At 62.1% G+C, this 23,718-nt stretch carries 12 protein-coding genes; 5 read left to right on the top strand and 7 right to left on the bottom strand.

Annotated features, from left to right (window positions below; translation table 11 throughout):
• Positions 1–40: 40 nt before the first annotated feature.
• From IG178_RS14550 to IG178_RS14525, 6 genes are all read right to left on the bottom strand, one after another.
• Positions 41–3,160, bottom strand: coding sequence for a type I restriction endonuclease subunit R (locus tag IG178_RS14550; protein WP_193213291.1), 3,120 nt, complete (start codon positions 3,158–3,160; stop codon positions 41–43).
• Between the two features lie 105 nt (positions 3,161–3,265).
• Complete coding sequence (locus IG178_RS14545) at positions 3,266–3,961, bottom strand: hypothetical protein (RefSeq protein WP_193213290.1); 696 nt, start codon at positions 3,959–3,961, stop codon at positions 3,266–3,268.
• Positions 3,962–3,969: 8 nt separating this feature from the next.
• Positions 3,970–7,389, bottom strand: a complete 3,420-nt coding sequence (locus IG178_RS26215) for a CHAT domain-containing protein (RefSeq protein ID WP_193213289.1) — start codon at positions 7,387–7,389, stop codon at positions 3,970–3,972.
• 40 nt (positions 7,390–7,429) lie between these two features.
• Positions 7,430–8,785 (bottom strand): restriction endonuclease subunit S, encoded by a 1,356-nt coding sequence (locus IG178_RS14535; RefSeq protein ID WP_193213288.1) that lies wholly within the window; start codon positions 8,783–8,785, stop codon positions 7,430–7,432.
• The gene (locus tag IG178_RS14530) at positions 8,782–10,524 is read right to left on the bottom strand and encodes a type I restriction-modification system subunit M (RefSeq protein WP_193213287.1); all 1,743 of its coding nucleotides are present in this window, start codon (positions 10,522–10,524) and stop codon (positions 8,782–8,784) included. Before IG178_RS14530 ends, IG178_RS14535 begins: the two co-directional genes overlap by 4 nt.
• A gap of 498 nt (positions 10,525–11,022) precedes the next feature.
• The gene (locus IG178_RS14525) at positions 11,023–11,472 is read right to left on the bottom strand and encodes a hypothetical protein (RefSeq protein WP_193213286.1); all 450 of its coding nucleotides are present in this window, start codon (positions 11,470–11,472) and stop codon (positions 11,023–11,025) included.
• Between the two features lie 720 nt (positions 11,473–12,192).
• On the opposite strand from IG178_RS14525, the gene IG178_RS14520 reads away from it, so the two are divergent.
• From IG178_RS14520 to IG178_RS14500, 5 genes are all read left to right on the top strand, one after another.
• A complete protein-coding gene (locus IG178_RS14520) occupies positions 12,193–15,837 on the top strand; it encodes a hypothetical protein (protein ID WP_193213285.1) in 3,645 nt (1,214 codons plus the stop codon).
• A gap of 15 nt (positions 15,838–15,852) precedes the next feature.
• Positions 15,853–16,512, top strand: coding sequence for a hypothetical protein (locus tag IG178_RS14515; RefSeq protein WP_193213284.1), 660 nt, complete (start codon positions 15,853–15,855; stop codon positions 16,510–16,512).
• Positions 16,513–16,727: 215 nt separating this feature from the next.
• Complete coding sequence (locus IG178_RS14510; RefSeq protein WP_193213283.1) at positions 16,728–20,066, top strand: LamG-like jellyroll fold domain-containing protein; 3,339 nt, start codon at positions 16,728–16,730, stop codon at positions 20,064–20,066.
• A gap of 19 nt (positions 20,067–20,085) precedes the next feature.
• Positions 20,086–20,679, top strand: coding sequence for a class I SAM-dependent methyltransferase (locus IG178_RS14505; protein WP_193213282.1), 594 nt, complete (start codon positions 20,086–20,088; stop codon positions 20,677–20,679).
• Positions 20,676–21,359 (top strand): pseudouridine synthase, encoded by a 684-nt coding sequence (locus IG178_RS14500; RefSeq protein WP_193213281.1) that lies wholly within the window; start codon positions 20,676–20,678, stop codon positions 21,357–21,359. Before IG178_RS14505 ends, IG178_RS14500 begins: the two co-directional genes overlap by 4 nt.
• A gap of 89 nt (positions 21,360–21,448) precedes the next feature.
• Here IG178_RS14500 and IG178_RS14495 read toward each other — a convergent pair whose 3' ends face one another.
• Positions 21,449–23,644, bottom strand: a complete 2,196-nt coding sequence (locus tag IG178_RS14495) for a bifunctional rhamnulose-1-phosphate aldolase/short-chain dehydrogenase (protein WP_193213280.1) — start codon at positions 23,642–23,644, stop codon at positions 21,449–21,451.
• Positions 23,645–23,718: the final 74 nt, after the last annotated feature.

Here is a 23,718-nt window from a genome sequence, read left to right as displayed (position 1 = left end):
CCAGGAAGTCCTGCACCATGGAGGCCGCGACATGGCACCCTCAGGCCGCCTCGTCCCCGTCCTGCCGCCGCAGATCCTCATAGAGCCGGGCGGGACCGAGGAGGATGTCCATCAGCCCGTGGCGCACCTTCTCGGAGTTCAATGCCTGTTTGCTCATCGTCCCGTGCGACTCGAAGGCCCCGATGATTGCCTCCATCAACTGATTCGGCAGGTCGGGAGAATTGGCAAACTGCTGCTTGCTGTTGTTCGCCGCTTGCTGCTTCAGCAGGTCGCTCTCCATCAGCTTCGACTTCACGTGATTCACGTAGACGAGCTTGTCGTCGTCACTCAGCTCACCTTCGAAGAGGTCGTTCACTTTGGCGATGATCTCCGACAAGAGGGCCTTGTCGGCGTCTCGGATCTTCCCTGTGCCCGTCTCCGACCCCGGCTTGAGCTTCGACGCTTCCCCCTGGTTCAAGTCGAGGCCCTGCTTCCCCTGCTCCTTCAGTTTGTGATGGGTCAGCACCACCTTCGAAAGATCGACCCCTTCGCGTTCGCGTCCGAACTCGAGCAGCGGAATCAACCGCCGGAAGAAAATCGCCCGCTTCTCGATGTCGGTGTTCCCGTAGTCGAAGATCTGGGATAGGAACGCGTGGAGGCGAAGATAGACGCCGGCATCGTGCCTGAACTTCACCAGTGCCTCCCCGGTGTCGCGGGCCGCTTTCTCAGCATCGGCGTCGCTCTTGTCGATGGCTGCCTTCAGGGCTTCCCGCGCAGCCTTGTATCGCTTCAGCAATCGGTCGGCGACAGGCCAGATGGCGGCGGTGAGCTTGGACTGCGTCTGCGGCAGATCGAACTCCGCCTTCACCACCCGTTCCACCTCCGGCTCGTCGTAGTAGCCCGTGGCGTCGAGCTTCGCCCGCATGTCGAGCACCTGGTCGGGATCAGTGGTGGACTCCAGTTCGGCCGTTTCGTGGTAGGTCTTGAAGGCCTTCAGGATCTCCTGCGGGTCGTTGACGAAATCCAGAACGTAGGTCGTGTCCTTGCCCGGGTGGGCTCGGTTCAGACGCGAAAGGGTCTGCACCGCCTGAATGCCCGCCAGCCGCTTGTCCACGTACATCCCGCAAAGCAAGGGCTGGTCAAAGCCAGTCTGAAACTTGTTCGCTACCAGCAGCAGGTGGAAACACTCGTCATCGAAGGCCTTGCGGATTTCCCGGCCTTTCAGTCCTGGATTGAGCGTCTCCCCGGTTTCCGTGAACGGATCCTCACCCGACTTCTTGTCGGTCACTTCTCCGGAGAAGGCGACCAAGGTGCCGATGGGATACCCATGCGAGGCGATGTATTTCTCCACGGCGAGCTTCCAGCGGACTGCCTCCACGCGGCTTGAAAGCACCACCATCGACTTGGCCTTGCCGTTCAGCAGCGGGGCGACGTGTTCACGGAAATGCTCCACCACGACCTCCACCTTCTGGGCGATGTTGTAGGGATGGAGGCGCACCCATCTGGAGATCCCTTTCATGGCCTCCTCCTTGATCACCGATTTCTCGGTCCAATCCTTGCCGTCGTGGGCGAGCCTGTAGGCCAGCTTGTAGGACGTGAAGTTCTTCAGCACATCGAGGATGAAGCCCTCTTCGATTGCTTGCCGCATGGAGTAGACGTGGAAAGGCTCCGGGATGTTGTTCTTGCCGGCAGGGAGATCCGGATACGGCCGCGTCCCGAACAACTCCATCGTCTTCGGCTTGGGAGTCGCGGTGAAAGCAATGGACGTGATGCCCTGGGGATTTGCCTTGGCAGCCATCTGCGCGGCGAGGATGTCCTCGGTCGAAACCTCTCCACCGTCTTCAATCTCCTTCAACTCCTCCGGGGAAAGCACCAGCTTCAAGCTCGCCGCGGCATTCCCGGTCTGCGAGCTGTGTGCCTCGTCCGCGATCACCGCGAAGGTCTTCCCTTCGGTCGCCGCCAGGTTCTTCACCTCCTCGAAGGCGTGGGGAAAAGTCTGGATCGTGCAGACGACGATCTTCTTGCCGCCGGCCAGAGCCTCGGCCAGCTCGCCGCTCTTGCTCCCGGACTTCCCGCTGATCGTGGCGACCACTCCGAGCGTCCGCTGGAATCCGAAAATCGCGTCCCGTAGTTGACCATCCAGCACGTTGCGATCGCTCACCACGATCACGGTGTCGAAGACCTTCTTGTTTTCGGCATCGTGAAGATCGGCGAGGAAATGAGCCGTCCAAGCGATGGAATTCGTCTTTCCCGAGCCCGCCGAGTTCTGCACCAGGTAGCGCTTGCCCGGGCCGTCGGCCAGAACCGCGGCGACCAGTTTCCGGGTCACGTCGAGTTGGTGGTAGCGGGGAAACAGCACCCGTTTGAGTTGCTTCGTGTCATCCAGCTCGGCCATCAGGTAGCGGCCCAGAATCCCCAACCAGCTCTCCCGCGCCCACACATCCTCCCACAGGTAGGAGGTCGGATGGCCGTCCTTGTTCGGAGGATTGCCCGCTCCGCCGTTGTGGCCGCGGTTGAAGGGCAGGAAGCGGGTCTCCGCCCCTTCGAGCTTGGTCGTCATCCACACCTCCCCGTTGCTCACCGCGAAATGAACCAGTGCACCCCTCGGGAACTCCAGCAGGGCATCCGCCGACGCCTGCCCCTTCGGCTTCGGGTGGCGGTCGAAGCGGTACTGGTCCACCGCATCCTTCACCGATTGGGTGAAGTCCGTCTTCAACTCCGCGGTCGCCACCGGAATGCCATTGAGGAAGAGCACCAGATCCAGGCAATTGCCATGGTGGGCCGAGTAGCGAACCTGCCTAACCACCCGCAGCCGGTTGGCCGCGTATCTGGCCATCAGCTCGGTGTTCATCGCCAGCGCCGGCTTGAACTGCGCCATCGCCAGCTTCGCTTTCAGCCCGGTGAGGTCGATCCCTCCGCGCAGCACCTCCAACGTGCCGGAGACATCGAGCTGCTTCCTCAGCCGATCCAGCACCACGGCTTCCGCCGCCGCACCATGGCTCTTCAACAGTGCCTCCCACGCCTGCGGCTGGCTTTCCTTCACCCACTCCACCACGTCCGCCGGAAACAGCGCCCGTGGCACGTCGTAGGCCTTGGCGTCGCCGTCGGCATGAAGCCACCCATTCTCGGCGAGGTGGGCGCAAATATCATCTTCGAACTTCACCTCTTCATGAAGACTCATTCCTATTTCACGACTTGATTTTTTACTTGTCACATTCGACCGGCCAAGGTGGCGAACATTTGCCTTCCCCGGAATCTCACCTCAGCAGGCGAATAGACCGGGATTCTAGCGATCAAGGTAGATCGGGGTTTGTCCCCTGCCCGATTTCTTCCCAATCAGCGGGATGAAATCCGCCCACCCACGAACCGCAACACGAGCTGAAACCTGGACTCTAGCTCGGAGGATATCGATTGTGCTGGGGTACTCCATCCTGAGGTGCAACGGCAAATTCAGACTTAGCTCGTAACCTTTCGCCGGAATTCTAAAAGTCCAAATGGCACGGTCCTCGCCATTGTAGCCGGTGAGAACTGGTTGATCGAAAGTCTGCTCGGAGGCCGTTTCAGCGCCTAGGGTAGTCTTGAGTCCTATCCCCGGGATTGTAGCCTCAAATGCTGGCTTGAGGGCCTCTGTTAGCTTGACTTGATGCACCATGGCTCTGTCCGGCTGCACGGCGAGTATCTTGGCACCAGGCGACATATCAAGCGTAACGCCAAGCATCACCTGAACAAAGCGACAATCGGGATGCGCATGTGACTGAAACTGCAACTCTGCCTCTGCCAACCATCCGACGTTGTCATTTGCCTTCCTCAAGGCCCTTTTCTTGAAAAGACTCAGCCGGTTTTGCTTCGCGAGAAGGCGAATTTGGTCGCTAATCTCCAGAACTTTGCCCCGCTCGTGATTGGCATCGTGCAGCTCTCCTTCGTCGATCTCGAGCTGCTCTGAAAAAACGTCGTCACGTTGTTCGTCATCCGGCTGATCCATACCCCGAACTATTTCCAGTCTCCATGCAAAGTAAAGGCAGCCCATTGAGGCAAATTGGGAAAAATGCGACGAGTTTGAGCAATCGCGGAACGGAAGGCATCGGCCTTGGCCACGGGCTGAGGGCCGTGGAGCGCACCGTAGAACTGCTGCATCAACTCAGCGGTCGAGTCATCCGCGGCCTCCCACTGGCTGGCGAGCACGGATGATGCCCCAGAGTAGAGCAATGCTGGAATGAGCCCAAGCATCTCGTCGCCATCCCGGCGGCGGCTGCGGGCCGTGTGGCAGCCGGAAAGAGTGAATATGTCCGCATTCAATCGAGTCTGAAACAAATCACGAACAGTGAAAACGTTTCCGCCCCCCAACTGGAGCCCACTGTCCCAGCCCGATTCCGATTCTGTGGCATGACCGGCAAAATGCACTGCCCATGCGTCGGCGATAGCCTCACGAAAATCCTCGGGCGAAATTGCGTCTGCAATGAGTGGTGATGTCCCGAGAAGACTCCCGACGAAAGCTGCCTCTTGGTCCGCACGGAGCAGGCGAGGGAAACCTGCCCCTGGATTGGAACAGCCAACAGCAGCACTTTTCCCGCCTGGTTGCCCTTTCTGCCGCTGCCAGCAGACCATCAGAATGGCCGCGCTCGGAGCGAAACAGACTGCATTCCTCTCCGCCAAAGGCTGACCGTCGATGTGCAAGGCGTGAAGAGGCACGGAATGAAGCGGACCGTGGGGAATAAGCAACACGATGTCCCCCGGCTGAGTCCATTCGGCGAGTGGAGCGATCAGCGAAGCAAAGCGTCGGCACCACGCGGCGTCGCCGCCGGCCATCTTCAACCAAGTGGTCAGCGACGAACGTCCCGGTCCTTCAAAACATTGCTGTATGAACGATTCGACGTCATGGCACTTGGTCGAAACCTTTGCTATCCTCGGCAAGTCCCAGCCGCTGCAGCACGCAATGAGCTGGATAGATCCTGAAGTGTCCCCCTTGTTTCGGAGCCAGACGAAATGAATGGACAGCACTGCTCTTTGAGTGGCTTCGGGCCGAGTGCTTTGCTCCTTCAACGCCTGTTGCCACAGTGCCCAATCCACGCCCAGATTCTTACGAAGTGAAACGAAGGAAGCGGCTTCCGACGAACAGGCCGTCTCCTCTAACAAAAGCTCTTCTTCTTTCTGAAGTGTGCGAAGCTCTTGCCCCAAGAGCGTATTCTCCCTGTCCCTGACGTCTTTCTTAGAGCTCCCATTGAGATTGGAGGTCGACAGCGTGCTCTTCAATGCCGCTCTTTCACCCGCCCTCTTCTCTACTGCTGAATATTTGGCTTCCAGCACCAACCACTTCCTCAAGATACGCTTATCAAGGTTGACAGGTAGCAGTTGAAGCTTGCTTTGGTCTACCATCGAGGAAAGCAAACCCCTTGCCTTCAGTCGATCCAGCCATCGAAATGCTGCGGCTGGATCTGGCCTTACAACCAAGCATAATTTCAAATACTCGTCGTGGATGCTGACATTCTTACTCGCAAAATCGTCGAAACTCTTTTGGCGTTCACCTAAGACCGCCTCCATCCGCCCCTTGATCAGAAGGCATTCAATGGTCCCGGCCAATTCGTAATGTTGGAAAGCTTCGTCAAGGAGCTCATCTCGTCGCGTACCGGCAGCCAAATCCCCCGCTTCCCACGAGGCCGCGCCTGCGAGCCGCTCCATTCGGTGTTGCTCTCCCAGATGATCGAGCCGGAGAAAAAGACCCGCAGCCTCAACAAACCTCATTGAGGCTGCCTCGAAACTCTCCAAGGAGCGCATGCGCCGAGCAATCTGAAAAAGAACCAGACCCTGATGGCCAAGGGTGAAGGCGAGTTCAGACGCACGACCGGCTCTGCGAAAGCAACTCTCTGCTTCGGTGAAGTGTTTTCCAGTTTCTCCGATATCGTCATCCCGGAAGGCGACGATTCCTCGTCTTTGAGCAATGTTCCCGCGAAGAACGATCGTTTCGAGGTCGCGTCCGACCCCGGTCAAGTTTTCTGACTGCTGGAAAAGGTCCTCAACATTCCGACCGTCGGGCAAATGGATGGCGCTCCCAGATTGTGACAAGAACTCTGCCATATTCGCATAGCGCTGGGCCGCGGACTTCTTTAACCCGCATGCAATGTCATTGTTCGCCGCTTCCTCCCACAAGCGGAACCGTTCGCTTGATGCCGCCTGCACGGACCCCAGTTGAAACAATGCGTCGCCCAGCAGCGCACAAGGTTCAGCCCCACGCAGCAATGCCACGGCTTCCATCGCCGCACGCTCCGCATCTCCCAGCGCGCCACGTGAGGCCAAGGAATTGGCTTCGATCAGCAGCAGCGATGCCCGCTGTCCCGGTTCGAGGTCCGTGTTTCGTGAATCAGCTGAGATTTCAACCGCATCGGCAAAGTTGCCTCTAGCGAATTCCGCTTGGGAAAGCAGGATGCCAGAAGTTACGCTCGTGAGAGCACTCTCTATGGCGGGTCCCGCGGCGATCCTCTCCTCTAAGTCTCTTGCCTCCTCTGTATTGCCACGACGATAGTGCCAGAGATGGAGATCGCGCCAGGCGCCGTCGGCCTCCCCGCGATGTCCTGCCATTTCCCACGATTCGGCCGCAGCACGCAGATGCTCTGCACCCGCTTCAAATCCGTATTGCAACATCTTCCGGCCGGCTGCGGCTCGAACTTCCGCTTCTCCCGAAGCCATCCCAGCATCGAGATATTGATTCAGTGCATCGTCGAATCCAGCCAGAGCCATTCTTACTGCCGTGTCGTCGGGTTCTGCTTCTCGACCCATCGTCGCATCAAATTCCAGCTCGGCCAGCGCCAACGCGGCCCGAGCCGCGCTGGGAAGATCATGGTCAGTTCTAGCTTCGGCACGAATCCCTTCCAGAATCTCCCTCGCCTTCAGAATATCGCGCGAAGGTTCCTTCTGGACCTGTTCAGCCGCGCGGAGAAGCTCGCCCCGCGCCTCTGCAAAGAGGCCAGCCTCCCGAAAAAGTCGGGCAGCGTCCAGGAATCCACCAACAACCTCTGGCATTCGTGTGAGGGGCCGAACGAATAGAGCGATCTCCATGGCCAGAAGACGAATCTCCCAGTATTTCGCCATCGCTGTTGAATAGGCATCATCCAGCGCCTCGAGCTTCTGCATTTCGGACCTTACTTTCGCGCGTCCGTCCTCGCAGGGATGAAAGACCAACCATGCAAAGGCAGCCTGGGTCCTGAGAACCGCTTCCTCGGACCCGTCGCACCGAGTGGAGGCGGAGATTCCAAGGTCCGCAGCCTCTCGAAAGCGCCCCATCGCCATCAGTGATTGAACACCAATGATGGTCGCTTGCCCCAGCTCACCGTCTGCTAATTGCGCCTCCTTTGCCGCCTCGACCACCTCGGCGAGAAACCCCCTGCGATATAGGTCTTTGATCTCTTGAGGATTCACAGACGGCGCATGTAAGACTCCAAACGATCGGCGCCACGATTCATTTGGTGTCGGTGTCACATGGATTTTGGGGAGCCGAAATATGGCGCACGTCGATCTGCCCGGTGACGGCGGCGGAGATCAGGGCGGTGCGGCGTTCCTGGAGCAGGTCGATGGCGCGTTGGGCTTCGGCGGTGAGGGTGTCGAGCTTAGCAAGTTCTTGATTCAGGAAATCTGCAATCGCGGCCTGCTCGTCCAATGGGACGATCGGCAGGTCAACTTGCACAAAGTGTGAAAAGCGCAGGTCTTGGCCATCTCGGATCAGGTTTGCCGTGGATCGGAGTGCTTGGATGTACGCCGTGCTTTTGAACAAGTGAGCAAAGAACGGAGGGTGGACGTGCTTGATCGGCATCAGGACTACGTAATGAAACGTCACGGAACCCGCCAAGGTGCACCATTCGATCCCACCCTGAAAGCTTCTCAAGCTAATAATGAAGTCGTTTGGTTCCGCGTGCCTAAGGCTATCTTTGCCTTCAATGATCAGGACAACCTTTCGACCTTCCCGCTCCATGAATTCTGACTGAGGCAACATTCCATATTTTTGGGAGGCCGTAAGCTGCTGATCCGATTCGCGAGCAGGTTCGTTGCGAACCCGGAACAAGCGTCGGCTCTGCACCACCTCCCAATGCTCCGGCACGTTGCCGAGCCATTCGATGCCGGAAGGCTTCATGGGGGCGTCGGGGTTGAGGCCTTTGGTGACGGCGTGGGAGATGACAGCCTGCCGTTTTTCTTTCAGCAGTTCCATCAGCCGCCGCTGCTCCGCTACCAGTCCATCGATCTTCGCCGTCTCCCGGTCGAGGAAGGCGGCGATGGCGGTTTGTTCGGGTAGGGGCGGAAAGGCGAACCTAATTTTTCCCAATATGCTCCTACTGATCCGCTGCATAGTACTCCCCCTCCCGAGGTTATCAGTGTTTGCAAAGTGATGCTTTGAAGAAAGGAGATAGACGATAAACCGCCTATCGAATAACGGACCTGGCCGAAAGATGACGTTGTCAACGCAGGTCACGATCCTGCTTTCAAGATCCGGGACTATGCACGCTCTTCCGATTGGAAGGTTCAGTCTAGAGATCAAGATGTCACCGGGAAGCACTTCCGTGCAATTGAGGGCTTCAAAAGTAGCGGCAGTGATAAACCCCTGTCCTTGCTCCTTGTAAAATCCTGCTCCGACATTGCCTGATGTCAGATACCTAACACCCAAATCTGAAATGTCTTTGCTCTCAATCCAGTCACCATCAATGAAAATGGAATCTTCGGTCGAGGCCACAGATTGAAGGGAACGCTTTTCCCAATGCTCAGGCACCTCGCCGAGCCACTCGACGCCGCTGTCCTTGTATTTCGAGTACCGCGGGAAGCTCATTGCGACATTCCCTCGATCATGGTGACAATGCGATCGGTGCAGCCTTTGAGGTCAGCGTCGATCTCGGCCAGCGGGCGCGGCGGCTTGAAGACGTAGAAGTGGCGGTTGAAGGGGATCTCGTAGCCGACCTTGGTCTTGGACTCGTTGATCCAGGCGTCGGGGGCGTGGGGCAGGACCTCGCGCTCGAAATAGGCGTGCACGTCGTCCCGCAAGGGGACGTTCTCGGTGTCCCGCAGGCTGCTGTCAGCCACCGGCTTGCCCTTGGCCTTCCCTTTCTGGCCGAGCACGATCTTCCCCGCCTCGTCGCGCTGGGGACGCTCGACGGTGATGGTGCGGTAGCCGAAGTCCTCATTGGCAAAGATGCGGCTGATCGGCACGCCGTCACGGGTGACTTCCTCGAAGCTACCGAAGATCCGGGTGATGTCGTCGAGGTGCTCGGAACCGAGTTCCTTGCGCTTGCTGCCGAGGCTCTTGCGCATCTTTTGCCAGAAGCCGGAGGCGTCGATGAGCTGCACCTTGCCCTTCCTCGCCGCCGGCTTGCGGTTGCTGACGATCCAGACGTAGGTGCTGATGCCGGTGTTGTAGAACATGTCGGTGGGCAGGCCGATGATCGCCTCGACGAGGTCGTTCTCCAGCACGTGGCGGCGGATCTCGCTCTCGCCGGAGCCCGCGCCCCCGGTGAAGAGCGGCGAGCCATTGAGCACGATGCCGAAGCGGCTGCCGCCGTCCCGGGCGGGGCGCATTTTGGAAATGAGGTGGAGCAGGAACAGCAGCGAGCCATCGCTGACCCGTGGCAGCCCGGGACCGAAGCGGCCGTTGTAGCCCTGGTCGGTCGCCTCTTTGGTGATCTCCTTCTGGATCTTCTTCCACTCCACGCCGAAGGGCGGATTCGAGAGCATGTAGTCGAAGTGCTTCCCCGGCAGGCCATCGTCGGAAAGCGTGTTGCCCGCGACGATGTTCCCCACGTCCTGGCCCTTGATCAACATGTCGGCCTTGCAGATGGCGTAGGACTCGTCGTTCAGTTCCTGGCCGAACATGGTGAGCCGCGCGCCGGGATTGTGCTCGGAGAGGTATTCCTCCGCCGTGGAGAGCATCCCACCGGTGCCGGCGGTGGGGTCGTAGATGGTGCGCACCACCCCGGGCTTCGAGAGCGCCTCGTCGTCCTCAATGAAGAGCAGGTTGACCATCAGGCGGATCACCTCGCGCGGGGTGAAGTGCTCCCCGGCGGTCTCGTTGGAGATTTCGGCGAACTTGCGAATGAGTTCCTCGAAGACGTGGCCCATCGATTCGTTCGGCACCACGTCCGGATGCAGGTCGATGCCGGCGAACTTCTCGGTGATCAGGTAGAGGAGGCCGTTCTTGTGGAGCTTCTCGATCTGGGTGGCGAAGTCGAAGCGCTCGAAAATATCCCGCGCCGAAGCAGAGAACGCCTGGATGTAGGCATCGAGATTCTCCCGCAGATGGTCCTGATCGCCGAGCAGCGTCTTCAGGTCCAGCGGTGAGGTATTGTAGAAGCTCTGCCCGGACTTCCGCAGTAGGAAGGGCTCGGGATTCAACCCCGCGGCGGTCTTGGCTGCGAACTCGGCCAGTACGGACGCCTTCGTCGGCTCCAGCACACAGTCGAGCCGGCGGAGCACCGTGAAGGGCAAGATGACCTTGCCGTAGTCGGATTGGCGGTAGTCACCGCGCAAAAGATCGGCGACGGACCAGAGGAAGGTGGAGAGGGCTTGCGGGGTCATGAAAGTGGGCTCGTGACCGAGTGCCGGGTCACGTGGGAAGGATATTTGAGCCGCGAGCATCACGAAAAGGCGATTCCTCACTGATTCCAGGCACCCAATCGCCCGAGGAGCGACCAAATCAGGTGCAGCCGACCACCAGCAATCCGTTTGCGGGAGATCGGGAGGGCAATTGAAGAAATCCCTCCTATGGCATGTCGCCGACAAACGCCCGTTGCCTCGGGTTTGTGCACTGAAAGGGAAACGGGAGCATCCCCTTGCCCACGTGCCCATGTGGGAATCATGGTATCAATGGCCCTGAACAACAGCATCTGTAGGTTCACGGGCAACGCCATCATCATACGACCGAGATCCATCCCCGGCGAGGCGACCTTCAAAATCGATCCCTTTCCCGCGGATATGCAGATCAATGCCACCGGGTCTCAGAACAGGGAGAACCATGTGCTGATCCCTGACGGGAATCTGATACTGGAGACGAACCGCTGCATCAATTCCACGCCCCTATTCCCCGTCTTCGCGCATGATTAAACTGGAGAGGGATCTCAAACGAGCCACACGATGAAATCGGACCATTCCATGCGAGGCATTCAACCTGAGATCGATCAGGTTCTGATGAACGAGATCAGCAGGCACGATCGTCTCATCACGATGAGTTCGGTCGCGGCAGTTGCCGGGGGCTATCGAGGTCCCTATTGGCAGATTGACCGACGTCCCCAACCACTTCGCGGGCGTAGGTCCGCTCAACGTTTTGTGACTCTGCTGAGGAGAAAGGCGGTTACTCGCCTGAGGCTGCAAGGTTTGTCCTTCCGGCAGATCGGCCGAGAACTGGGAGTTTCTCAAGTCGCCGCATGGAAACTTTGGAAGCAGGTACTTCATGACGTTGCCGAAGTCGGGCGAAGGGAACGAACGGGATGGCAAAGGATCGCCGAAGCCCAGGCGCATCTCGAACACGGGGACACCAGTGCCATGGAACAGATTCTGCGAGAGGCCGCAGAGGTGCTTGGCCCTCGAGCCGTGGCCACATTGCTGAAACAGAAAGCCAGCACCGCGGGACAGGAGCGTCCCTAGCATGGTTAACGGATGTGGAGGAAAAACCCCTCGCCGGAGTGCAGGGAGGTTATTGGGAACGCGGTCGTCCGGTTCCGTTGCATGCAACGTATGGACGCCTTCGGCTAGACTACCCGCGTTGACTACCCGGGGCTCCTACCTGGGCGTTTTGGGACGCTGCAACTGGAGTCACCCGCGCGAGAATTGCCTACGTGCGCCTACGATCGCGGCTCAATTTGGCGAACTATGAGTCCCCTGCTCTAACCGCTGAGCTACAGGCCCCGGATCGCCTCGGAGGGCGACCACTTGTTGGACCCCGGGCAGGGAAATGGCAAGCCTCTAGCGGGTTGCTCCCTTGATTGCCCAAGCCCCACTTGCCCCACCTCCGCACGGCCTTGTCCCCGCTTTGGGGACTATGATCGAGAGGGACGGAACCGTAGATTCATCAAGGCTGGTCAAGGCATTCCTCGCAATTGCCCACAGCCGGCCGGCCGGTTCCTCGGCGGGCTCGACGCGATCTTATCGCGCGGGTCCGCCTGGTCCCCGGTCACGCGACAAAACCCGATCCCCGAAAATCTCCGGAATATGGGCCCGACCCAGCTTGCGGAGAGTCCTTGGAAACCCATGAACATCCCGCCCTGTCGATCCCGTCGACGTCATCGCCACGGCTTCGCCCTCGTCATCACGCTGTCACTGATGGTTCTCCTGACCTTGCTGGCAGTGGGGCTGCTTGGCTTGGCATCGATCGAATTGCGCTCCTCCCGCCACGGGGATGCGATGGCGACCGCCCGCACGAATGCCCGGCTGGCCTTGCAACTCGCCATCGGGGACCTCCAGAAACACGCCGGCCCCGACACGAGGATCAGTGCCACGTCCGGCAGCCTGGGTGAAGACCTTCCCCAGCCGCATCTCGCCGGAATCTGGAACTCGCGGGCGCTCGATCCGAATTCGCCGGATTCCGAATCCGACCAGACCGACGCTGCAAAGGCGGGAGACTTCCGGAAATGGCTGGTGTCCCACGGCGAACCGTCCGCCACCGAAGAACAGGACTTCGCCCGCTCGGCGGCACCCGACGGTCCGGTGCTACTGTCGAGGGAAACCACCGGGAACCCTGCGAGCGAGGTTCGCGCGAGCGCGGTGATGATCGACCGGCCGTCCCCGAAATCGACGGGAGGCAGCTTTTCTTACGTGGTCTTCGACGAAGGGGTGAAGGCCCGCGTCAATCTCGGCCACGCCACCCGCGAAGACAGCCTTGCCGCCCGCTCCTTTTCCCTGGGCGCCGGGCAAAGCCCGGGAACCGACCGCATCGACGGCCTTGAAACCCGGCCGCGGGAAGATTTCGACCTGAACACCAGCGAGGGCCGGTCGCTGGTCGCGCGGATGGTCAGCCTCGGCGAATCGGAGCTCGGCCACGAAATCAAGCCGCGTGGCACCGGACCGAGGTTCCACGACGTCACCGCCCATTCCACCGGACTGATGACGCGGGTCACCACCGGCGGTCTCAAGGAAGACATCAACCTCCTTGCCGGCATGGCTTCGTTGCCATCGACCTTCGACAGGAAAGGCATCTACCAGTCGACCTACGGCCTCAACGTGCCGTCGGACCCGGCTTGGAACCAGCTCCTCGAGTTCGCCGACCTCTATCAGCGGAACGACGCCCGGAGACGTCCTTACCTGACATCGAGTGACGGACTCCCGACCGTGCGCGCGACGGCACCCACCGACTGGAGCGCGGTGATTCCGAACGCCCGCGGCGCCGCCGAGCCCACGACCCGCACGCCCTCCGGACCGGTGCTGATGCCGGCCATCGCCAAGGTCCAGATGGTCTTCAGCCTGTTGGCACGGGATATCTACAACTATCCCCGCGGCCAATCCCCGACCGAGACCTCGTCCCAGCTTCACGGCCCGTGGGGCGACACGATGCGGGGATCCTCCTACGACTACCTCTTGCATCTCCTCTACACCCCGGTGGTCACGCTGCATAACCCGTACAACGTCGCGATCGAGTTCTCGAACCTGAAGGTGGAGTTCGTGAACCCCCCGTTCTCGCTGCAGATCTTCCGCAACGGCGTCGCCCAGTCCAGGGGCCTCGTTCCTCTCGGCCGGATGTTCGCACCCACCGAGCAAGGCGGCCAGACCAAGCGCTTCGGCATCACCCTGGCCGGCAAGAGCGCCTCCGGGGCCCCGACCGGCACGCCGATCCGGATGCTCCCGGGAGAGGTGAAGGTCTTCTCGCCCTACATCCCGCCCAACCTCACCTGGGCCTCCGAAGCCGGCAGCCAGGCGTATTTCTTCGACTGGCGGAACGAGAACGAAACCGAGGGCCGCAACGGCGGGGCCTTCGTCGATACCTCGCAGATCCGCGCGACGCCGGGCTGGCGCGGCGACGGCATCGGCTACGACCTCGACTGGTTCGCGCCATCCGGTTACCGGGTGACCGACTACGAGCGAGAGAATGGCAAGGATCACCATCGCGGCGGCTGCATCGCGCTCCGCCGCCAGGACCAAATCCACGTCGTCTTCGCCCCGCTTCCCGATCCGTCGCTGAGGGACAAGCGGTTCACGGTCGAGATGACCCTGGAGCGTTTCAACCGCGACCCCGCGGCCCGCACCACGGTGACCGACTTCGACTACGAAACCACAAACGGCCTCCAAACCACCCTGCTGGGGCCCAATGGCACCCTCCGCTACCCCAAGGATGGCACCGTCGGCACGATGCAGATGCACGACCATTCCACCACCCCGCTCAAGGACTACGTCAACCCCAAGCCCTTCGCCCTCTTCAGCGCCTACGCGAAAACCACCCACGGCGGCTTCGACAGTTCGCTAGACGACGGTTCCTACCCCGCGAAGCCCTGGGTCTTCCACAACCACACCGGGGTCGTGAGCACCCAGAAGGTGGTCAGTGACCACCCCTCCCATCACGCCCACGAAATCAACCTCACCGTCCTCCCCGGCCACACCGATGAGGTCATCGACATCCAGCCCGGAACGGATCGCGGCAACTTCATCACCGGCCACACCGTTTTCAACGGCCGCCGCTTCGGCACCCTTTTTGAAATCCCGCTCGGCCCCGCGCAGAGCCCGGTCTCCCTCAACGGGTCCAACCTCGCCGCGGGCTACTATCCGCCCCGTTTCACCGCGCCGATCGGCAGCTCCTACGCCCATCCGATGATGGCGAGTTCGGCCATCGTCGCGACGGGCACCAGCGGCACGCTGGTCGACCACTCCTATCTCCTCAACAGCGTGCTGTTCGACGGTTACTTCTGCTCGGGTCTCCAGACCCGTGGCGGAGCCTTCGGCGACGGTGAGACCACCGAATCGATTTCCCGTGACTTCTTTGAAAGTGCCGATCCGCTGATCGACCCGCGGCTCGTCGCCCACCTCGCCGACGGCGCGAACACGGAGGATGCGGTGGCGGATCTCACCGGCAGCAAGGGTTACCGCCACGCCGCCGCCTATCTGCTCGAGCAAGGTGCGTTCAACGTCAATTCCACCTCGGTCGAGGCCTGGAAGGCGATGCTCTCTTCGATGACCGGAGATCAAGCCGAGGTCTCCCAGATCCCCCTCGGCGGTTCCAATGCCGTTTCCGAATCCCTCGACGACCTCAAGGCAGCCGATGACGCCAAGGGTGCCCGCTTTTCCAGGTTCCGCCTGCCGAACAGCCAGCCCGAGGCCGGTGAACCCGACGCCTTCTGGCACGGCCCGCGCGACCTGACCGAGAAGGAACTGACGCGGCTCGCCGAGGAGATCGTGATCCAGGTCAGGGAGCGCGGTCCCTTCCTCTCGATGGGAGAATTCGTCAACCGCCAGCTCGGCAGCGCCGGCGAGAACACGCTGGCAGGAGCCCTGCAGGTCGCGATCGATCGCGCCGACCTCAACGAGGACGCCGAAATCGGCGGCTACGATATCGATAGTAGTCAACTCTCCGAACTGGAACTCACCAACCCCGACGCCCTGGCCGGTCCCAGCGCCCAGGGTGCCCCCGGCTACCTGACCCAAGCGGACATCCTCGGGGTCCTCGGAAATGCCGCCACGGTGCGCTCGGACACCTTCGTGATCCGCGCCTACGGGGATGCGCTTTCGAACGATGGCAGCGTCCAGGCCCGCGCCTGGTGCGAGGCCGTCGTGCAACGCTTCCCCGAATTCCTCGACGTCGCCGATAAGGCCACCACCGACCCGGGGGATCTCACCCGCGACGCGAACCGGACCTTCGGCCGTCGATTCGAAATCACCTCCTTCCGCTGGCTTTCGCCCGAGGAAATCTGAATGGTAGCCCAACCCATGATCCGACCATATCTCCTTTTGCTGCTCCTGGCGGGCAACCTTCACGCCGAAGGCACCACCGTGACCTGCCGCATCCTGTGCCTCAACCGGGCCAAGGATGCGCCCGAAAAGTTCGTCGCAAACGGCGCCGACGGAGCGATTGTCGATTGCCCGCTGCCGATCGACACCCCGTCCAATCCCGTGGTCCTGGCCGCCGACGGAGCGAAGCTCGGATTTTACGCGTCGGCCGGGGATCCTTCACCCGCAGTCACCGCGAAGATCCCTTCCGGCCTGTCCGACCTCCTGTTGATTTTCGTCCCCGGCGAGGAAGCCGGCGCCCCGCCCTATCGCGCGCTGGTGCTGGATCACTCGCCCAAGGGCTTTCCGGACGACGGGTGCCTGGTGGTGAATCTCTATCAGAAGGACATCCGCTTCGTCATCGGCGAGCACCGGGGCCTTCTCCCGGCGGGCAAGTCCTACCCGCTTGCCCGCCCGGCCAAGCGTGACGACTTCAACATGGCGGGGCTCGCCTTCCAGTTCCAAAGCGGAGAGAAGTGGCGCACGGCAGCCGAGACCATGGTGCGTTTCGCCGGCGGCCAGCGGCACCTCTTCGTCACCTTCGTCGACTCCAAGACGAAGCGGCCCCGGTTGAGGAGTTTCCGCGTCGCCCCCCGCTGATAGAGCGTCTCCCGGCAGGGCTGGGATGGGCGATTTCAAGGAGGCTGCGGAATTTGGCAACAAGGCGGCCAATCCCGCGCCCGGGGGTGTTTTCCCGCTTGTTCCAAGCGGCTTCCAGCGGACATTGAGGGCAACCCAAGCGCGTCGAACGCCACCCCCTTCGCGCAGCCGCTTGCCCGCGACGGACCAAGCAAACCTGTTCGCATAGACAAATCATGATCTTCCGGTCCGCCCAAACCGCCCTCCGCAACCCTTTCAAACTGGCCACGCTGATCTGGTGCAGCAGCCACCTGGCGGGAAATGCGCTGACCTACCATATCAGCTACCTCGAGGATGAGGGCAAGCGCGCCCAGATCACCCAGGTCATGGACGAGGCGGTGGCCGCCTACAACGCTACGAGCAACATCGACGTCGACATCAACGTCATCTACCACTCCGGCATTCCGACCGCCCAGGCCAACTACAACGGCGAGCTCGGCTTCGGCGGATCGATCAGCACCCAGGTCGCCATCCATGAAATCGCCCACTACCTCGGCAGCGGGACCACCACCCAGTGGGAAGACCGGTTCGGCGGTGGCAATGTCTGGAACGGCCCTGCCCTGAAGCGCTACGTCAAGCTCTTCGACGGCCCGCGTGCGGAGATCTACAAGTCGGGCGTCCACTACTACCCCTACGGCTTCAACTACGGCAACGAGGACAATCCCAACGCCCGCTACCGCATCGGCCGCATCCTGCGGGCAATGCGGATGGACATGGGCGGCCAGGACGGGGACGGCGACGGGATGCCCGACGAATGGGAACGCTACAAGTCCGGGACCACCGCGCTCAAGGTGGGCGGCGACACCGATGGCGACGGGATCTCCGACTTCGATGAATGGTGGACCGACAGCCACCCGATGTGGGCCTGTCCGGTCAAGGACGGCCACGTCTATCAGATCCGCTCGCGCCTCAGCCAAATGCTGATGGAAGCGGACAGCGGCAATCCCGCACCGGGCCAGGGCGCCAACGTGCGCCAGAACCCCGCCAACGGCAGCGACCTTCAGAAGTGGACCGCCAAATACGTTGAAGGCGGCTATTGGAAGTTCGTCAACGTCGCCAGCGGCAAGGCACTCGAGGTCATCGACTGGTCGATCGACGTCGGCGCCAACGTCGGCACCTGGGAGGAGTATCCGAACAACGCGAACCAGCAGTGGCGGATCTTTCCCGGTGCCAGTGGTGCCGCCTACTGGAAGATGGGCAATCGCAACGCCACCAACATGGTCATCGACGTCAACGGCGGCAACAACGCGACGGGACCGAACACCAACATCGGGCAGTACACCGACGACTTGAACGCCTTCAACCTGGAATGGATGTTCGACGACGTTACTCCCGGGGTGATGAGTGACGGGCTGGTCGCGAACTACAAGCTGGAGGGCAACCCGCGCGACTTCAGCGGCCGCAACTTCCACGGCACCACCAGCGGCGGCGTGAGCTACACCGCCGGCCGGGTCGACGGCCTGGCGGCCACTTTCAATGGCAGCAACGGCTCGATCCGCGTCCCGGCCATGGTGGAGCGGAACTTCTCCCTCGCCTGCTGGGTGAAGACCACCGCCACGGCCGGCGGCACGCAGTGGTACAACGGCATGGGCATCATCGACGGTGAGGTCCCCGGCGTGGCCAGGGACTTCGGCCTGGCCCTGGTCGGCAACAAGGCAGCCTTCGGTGTCGGTGCCGCCGACCTCACCCTCACGTCGTCCAACGCAATCAACGACGGGAATTGGCACCATCTCGCCGCGACCCTCAACACCGACACCGGGGCGATGAGCCTTTATGTTGATGGCATCCTCCGCGCATCCGGGACCGGTCCTGCAGGCGCTCGCAGCGCCCCCGCCTTCTTCCGTCTTGGCAGCATCAACGGCACCACGGGATTCCTCAACGGTTCCATCGACGAGGCGCGTCTCTACAACAAGGTCCTCGGTCCGCAGGAGATCTCCCGCCTCGCCAACACCGGGCAATCGCTCGTCGCCAGCTATGCCTTCGACGGCACCACCCGCGATGCCACGCTCTTCGGCAACCATGGCGACGGAATGGGTGTCACCTATGCTCCCGGCAAGGTCGGCAACCAGGCGGTCCAATTGAACGGCACCAGTAGTTTCGTAAAGCTCCCCGCGCCCGTCACCGCCGACTTCAGCGTCGCGTATTGGGTGAAAACCAGCGCCGTGGGAGGCAGCGGGCAATGGTATGCCGGCAAGTCGATGGTGGACGCCGATGTTCCCGGCGTCGCGAACGACTGGGGGATCTCCCTGGTCGGCAACCACGCCGCCTTCGGCGTCGGCAACACCGGTGCCGGCACCACCATCGAATCGACCACCAACATCAACGACGGCAACTGGCACCACGTCGTCGCCACCCGCGTGAATGCCACCGGCGCGATGAAGCTCTACGTCAACGGAGCCCTGCAGGGCAGCGCCACCGGGTCGACGTCCCTGCGCGATGCCCCGGGCGGCATCCGTGTCGGTAGTACGCTCTTCGGAGGTTCGTTCTTCGATGGCGCCATCGATGAACTGAAGATCTTCAACTACGCCGTGTCCGACAGCCAGGCCGCTGCTCTCGCCCAGCCACTGCCGGCACCGTGGGCAGCCGCGGACATCGGACAACCGGCGAGCGACGGCTACTCCGGATACTCGGCGGCCGGCGACGGGGTTTTCACGGTCACCGGCGGCGGCCTCGACATCGGCGGCACCAGCGACCAGTTCCAGTTCGTCAACTCGGTGCAAGCGGGTGACAAAACCCTGGTCGCCCGACTCACAGTCCTGCCCGTCAATGCTCGAGCCGGTTTGATGTTCCGCGAATCGACCGCCGCGGACTCGGCCTTCGTCGGCCTCGTCGTCGATCAATCCGCCGGCCTGCGGTTCATTCATCGCGACACGAGCGGCGGTACCTCCGGGCAAACCGGCAGCACGATTCCCATTGCCGTGCCGGTCTGGCTCAAGTTGGTCAGAGCCGGAGACTCTTTCACCGCCCTCTACTCGACCGGACCCACCGCGGACGGCGATTGGATCCCCCTCGGCTCCCACACGATCCAGCTCGCAGCGTCGCCCTTGGCCGGACTCGCCGTCACCTCGCGCATTGCCGGGCAGGTGGTCACGGCCAGTTTCACCGGCCTGAATGCCACTGAGACGTCTCCCGCGGCAATCTGGCGTCAGCAGGAGTTCGGCAGCATCCTCGCCACTGGCGATGCCGCCGACGACCAGGACCCGGACGGCGACACGCTGTCCAACATCATCGAACGGGCCCTCGGCACCGACCCGAATCTCCCCACCCCGCCGTCCGCCCGTCCTTCGGCCACCAGCGACGGCGGCTTCCTGGTGCTGACCTATACCCGCAGCCTCGCCGCCACCGACCTCACGGTCAGCGGATGGTGGTCGGAGAACCTCGGCGCGTGGTCGGATGCCGGCGTGACGGACGTGCTGATCTCCACCGACGGGTCCATTGAAACCCGCGCCGCCAAGGTTTCGCTCGACACCTTCGCGAACGGCCAGGGCTTCATGCGTCTCGACGTCCGCGAGTGATCGCGGGATGCTCCCGCCCATGGAGCCCGCCGACACCGGACGCCGCTACGACGCGATCGCGAAGTGGTGGCAGGAAAACACCCACGAGAACTACGGCATGCCCGGCCTCGAGCGCGCCCTGCGCTTCGCTCCCGCCCAGGGACACGCCCTCGATGTCGGCTGCGGCAGCCACGGGCGCTTCATCCGGCGACTGCTCGCCCATGGCTTCGAAGTCCACGGCGTGGACATTTCATCCCGGATGATCGAACTGGCCCGGCAACGCGACCCCGGTGCCACTTACCACGTCGCCGACATCTGCGACTGGACCCTGCCGCGACCGTTCGACTTCATCTCCGCCTGGGACAGCACCTTCCATCTGCCACTCCATTCACAAGAGCCGGTCCTGCAAAAACTGTGTGCCGGCCTGACACCCGGCGGCGTCCTGCTATTCACCTGCGGAGGAGGCGATGCGGGTGAGATCAGCGGCTCCTTCCAAGGTCACGATTTCGAATACAGCACCCTGGGCGTCGAAGCCTTTGTCCGCATCCTCGATGACTGCGGCTGCAACTGCCGCCACGTCGAATACGACCAGTATCCGGAGAACCACGTCGTCATCGTCGCGCAACGGAAATGAAACTCGACCGCCTCCTCGCGAAGCACGAGTCGATGGGCCGGACCCGGGCCCGGGCCGCGATCGTCTCCGGCACGGTCACGGTGGATGGCCGGGTCTCGCGCCGCATCGACCACGAGGTCGACCGTTTCATGCGGGTCGAATGGAGCGGCACGGTCATCCGTTCCGCCGAACGCAAAATCCACCTCATGCTGCACAAACCGGTCGGCGTGGTGAGTGCCACCTCCGATGCGGAACATCCGACGGTCATTGACCTGATTGACGATCCCGACCGGCACACCCTGCACCTGGTCGGCCGGCTCGACCGCAACACCTCCGGGCTGATGCTCCTGACCAACGACGGCCGCTGGTCGAAACAGCTCATGAACCCGGAGCGCAAGGTACCGAAGGTCTACCTGGTCGAAACCCGCGACCCGATCCCACCCGATGCGGTCGCCGCCTTCGCCGCAGGCTTCCACTTCCACACCGAGGACCTGGTGACCCGTCCCGTCTTGCTCGAAATTCTCGGCGAAAATTTGGCAAGGCTGACCCTCCACGAAGGTCGCTACCATCAGATCAAGCGGATGTTCCACCGCACCGGCAACCGGGTGGTGAAGCTGCACCGCGAACAGATCGGCCCCTTCAGGCTGCCTCCCGATCTCGGACCCGGCGAATGGCGCCACCTGGATCACGGGGAACTGTGATGGAGGCGGTGACTGCCTCCAGACACGCGAAGGGCGGCTCCCCGTGAGGAGAGCCGCCCGGTTTCCAACGAACTACAGTTGAAAACGGATTAGCGCAGGAAGGCCTCGTGGAGGCCGCCGTCGACCGTGACGACCTGGCCGGTGGTCTTGCTCAGGCGCTGCGACACGAGCAGGAAGTAGGCCTCCGCCTGGTCGGCCGGGGTGATCGGCGACTTGGTCAAAGTACGATCCGCATAGAACTGCGCCAGCTTGCTCACCAACGACTCGGTTTCCTCGTCCTCGGTGTAGGGGATGTCGTATTTCGCCAGCGAACCGATGACGCGGTCGCGCGGGAACATCGCGGAGCCCTGGACCACCGTTGCCGGGGCGACGCCGTTAACCCGGACCAGCGGGCTGAGTTCGATCGCCAGCTCGCGGACCAGGTGATTGGCGGCGGCCTTCGAGGTGTCGTAGGCCAGGCTGCCCTTCTTTGCCACCGCGGCGTTGGCGCTGGTGGTGAGCACCAGGTTGCCGCGCAGGCCCTGCTCCTTCCAGGTCTTGGCCGCCTCGTCGGCAACGAAGTAGGAACCGGTGACGTTGATGCCGAAGGTCAGCGCCCACTTGTCGTCCGGGATGTGGCCGGTGGTATCGCTCGGCACGAAGATGCCGGCGGTGACGCAGATGTGGTCGAAGCCACCGTAGGCCAGCGCGACCTGGTCGAGCATCGCGCGGATGCTGGCGCGGTCGGTGATGTTGGCGGCCAGCCCGATCGCCGGGCCGCAGCCGGAGATCCCGGAACCGGCGACGCCGATGCCAAGGCCATACTTGTCGGTGATCTCCTTGGCAGTGGCCTCGGCCGCATCCTGGTTCAGGTCGACGCAGACGATCTGCGCACCCTCCTTGACCAGGCGGTGGGCGGTTTCCTTGCCGATGCCGGAGCCGGCGCCGACGACCAGCACGATCTGGCGGGCGAGTTCCTTTTCGGCGGGCATCCGCTGCAGCTTCGCCTCCTCAAGCAGCCAGTATTCGATGTCGAAGGCCTCCTGCTGCGGCAGCGAGATGTATTCGTCGATCGCCTCGGCGCCGCGCATCACCTCGACCGCGCAGTTGTAAAACTCGGCGGTCACGCGGGATTCCGACTTGTCCTTGCCCCAAGCCACCATGCCGAGGCCCGGGATCAGGACGACCGTCGGATTCGGGTCACGCATCGCCGGGCTGTTGTCGTGCTTACAAGCGGCGTAGTAGGCGGCGTAGTCCTTGCGGTACTGCTCCAGGCCGGCGGCGAGCTTGGCCTTGAGCGCTGCGGCGTCCTCGGCCTGCGGGTTCCAGTCGACGTAGAGCGGCTTGATCTTGGTGCGCAGGAAGTGGTCCGGGCACGAGGTGCCGAGTTCCGCCAGGCGGGCGGCATCGGCGGAGTTGACGAAGCGAAGGATCTTCTCGTCGTCCTGGACCGTGCCGATGAAGCGCTTCTGTTGGGAAACCTGGCCGCGCAGCCAGGGCAGGATCGCGGCGAGCGTGGCATGGCGCTGCTCCTCGGGCAGCGTCTGGTATTTCGCACCGCCGAAGACCGTGGTGTCGCCGCCCTTGGCCTCGTATTTCTTCTCAATGTAGTCCGCCGCCTTCTCGATGAACTCGAGCGTGCGGGTGTAGCAGACCTTCTCGTCGTCGTCCCACGAGATGAAGCCGTGCTGGCCCATCATGATCGCCTTCACGTCGGGCTGGGCCTTGGCGATTTCCTGCATCGCCAGACCGAGTTCGAAGCCCGGGCGCATCCACGGCACGTAGGCCATTTCGCCGCCGAAGATCTCCTGGGTCAGCTTCTCGCAGTTCTTCGACGCGGCGATCGCGATGATCGCGTTCGGGTGCATGTGGTCGACGTGCTTGCCGGGCAGGAAGCTGTGCAGCGGGGTGTCGATCGACGAGGCGCGCGGGTTGAGGTTGAAGGTGGTGTGGAAATACATCGCCACCATGTCGTCCTCGGCCTGCGACTTGAGGCCCTTGTCGGGTCGCGCGGCGTAGAGGCCCTGCATGGCGATCAGCTTGTCCTGATAGAGCGAGGAGAAGTTCTCGCGCTGGCTGGTGCGCAGGTCACCTCCGGAACCCTTGACCCACAGAACTTCCGCTTCGCCACCGGTGAGCGGGTCCTTTTCCACGATCTTCGACGAGGTGTTGCCGCCGCCGGTGTTGGTGATGCGCTGGTCGGCACCGAGGATGTTGGAGCGATAGACGAGGCGACCGACGGGATCGAGCGTCGCGGCGTGCGCGTCGTCCCAGGAAAAATTCACGTGCTTGAAATCTTGGGCCATTGGGGTCTGAGGTTTGGGGTTGACGAGGCCGGGGTGTGCGGGACAAAACCCACGAAAGCAAGCAATTTCCAACA

This window comes from Neoluteolibacter marinus, assembly GCF_014904755.1.
GTDB lineage: Bacteria > Verrucomicrobiota > Verrucomicrobiia > Verrucomicrobiales > Akkermansiaceae > Haloferula > Haloferula marina.
This window is presented reverse-complemented; position numbering and strand designations above follow the sequence as displayed.

Excerpts from the sequence above, each read along its gene's own strand:
- IG178_RS14550 (WP_193213291.1), bottom strand. The coding sequence starts at position 3,160 with ATGAGTCTTCATGAAGAGGTGAAGTTCGAAGATGATATTTGCGCCCAC.
- IG178_RS14545 (WP_193213290.1), bottom strand. The coding sequence starts at position 3,961 with ATGGATCAGCCGGATGACGAACAACGTGACGACGTTTTTTCAGAGCAG.
- IG178_RS14535 (WP_193213288.1), bottom strand. The coding sequence starts at position 8,785 with ATGAGCTTCCCGCGGTACTCGAAATACAAGGACAGCGGCGTCGAGTGG.
- IG178_RS14530 (WP_193213287.1), bottom strand. The coding sequence starts at position 10,524 with ATGACCCCGCAAGCCCTCTCCACCTTCCTCTGGTCCGTCGCCGATCTT.
- IG178_RS14520 (WP_193213285.1), top strand. The coding sequence starts at position 12,193 with ATGAACATCCCGCCCTGTCGATCCCGTCGACGTCATCGCCACGGCTTC.
- IG178_RS14515 (WP_193213284.1), top strand. The coding sequence starts at position 15,853 with ATGATCCGACCATATCTCCTTTTGCTGCTCCTGGCGGGCAACCTTCAC.
- IG178_RS14510 (WP_193213283.1), top strand. The coding sequence starts at position 16,728 with ATGATCTTCCGGTCCGCCCAAACCGCCCTCCGCAACCCTTTCAAACTG.
- IG178_RS14505 (WP_193213282.1), top strand. The coding sequence starts at position 20,086 with ATGGAGCCCGCCGACACCGGACGCCGCTACGACGCGATCGCGAAGTGG.
- IG178_RS14500 (WP_193213281.1), top strand. The coding sequence starts at position 20,676 with ATGAAACTCGACCGCCTCCTCGCGAAGCACGAGTCGATGGGCCGGACC.
- IG178_RS14495 (WP_193213280.1), bottom strand. The coding sequence starts at position 23,644 with ATGGCCCAAGATTTCAAGCACGTGAATTTTTCCTGGGACGACGCGCAC.